We start from the raw sequence: 707 nt of genomic DNA, 5'->3' as shown, positions 1-707 counted from the left end.
AGCTTTCCTATTGCTGGGCTTGCTAATTATTGGGCTTTCTTAATTACTGGGCTTGGCGAAGCGGCGCGGACGAGGGGGAGCCGCCAGGCGCACTGATGATTTGTTCGATGTGGAATCGCGGTCGCGCGCGGACGTCGTTGTACACCCGGCCGAGGTACTCGCCGAGCAGACCGAGGCCGAGGAACTGGGCGCCGGTGAAGATGAACAGCACGGCGAACAGCGAGAACACGCCATCGGCCGCCCAATCCGCACCATGGGTAAGGCGCAGGAACAGCAGCAGTGCGGCGAAGAGGAAGCCGAACAGGGCCAGGCCAGCGCCGAACAGGCTGAGCATGCGCAGCGGGGTAGTGGTCATGCAGGTCAGCAGGTCGAACATCAGGTGGATGAGCTTGAGGAAGCCATATTTGGAATCCCCGTGCTCGCGCTCGGCGTGGGCCACCTCGATCTCGGTGGTGTGGCGGGCGAAGCTGTTGGCCAGGATCGGGATGAAGGTGCTGCGCTCGTGGCAGGCGAGCATGGATTGCACCACCTGGCGACGGTAGGCACGCAGCATGCACCCGTAGTCACGCATGGCGACGCCGGTGGAGCGCTGCACGGCGCGGTTGATCAGCCGCGACGGCAGGGTGCGCAGGTAGGAGTCCTGGCGCTGCTGGCGCACGGTACCGACCACGTCGTAGCCCTGGGCGGCGGTGTGCACCAGGCGCGGG

The 707-nt window shown here is 65.2% G+C and carries 1 protein-coding gene; it reads right to left on the bottom strand.

Features of this window, described 5'->3' with window-relative positions; translation table 11 throughout:
- Positions 1-43 precede the first annotated feature (43 nt).
- Positions 44-707, bottom strand: a 664-nt coding sequence (locus tag RND78_RS27845; protein WP_312733454.1) for an undecaprenyl-phosphate 4-deoxy-4-formamido-L-arabinose transferase, incomplete at its 5' end; no start/stop codon positions are given.

This window comes from Pseudomonas oryzihabitans (assembly GCF_032027545.1).
Taxonomy (GTDB): Bacteria; Pseudomonadota; Gammaproteobacteria; order Pseudomonadales; family Pseudomonadaceae; genus Chryseomonas; species Chryseomonas oryzihabitans_F.
Note: the sequence above shows the minus strand (reverse complement) of the source record. Positions and strands in the feature narration are given on the sequence as shown.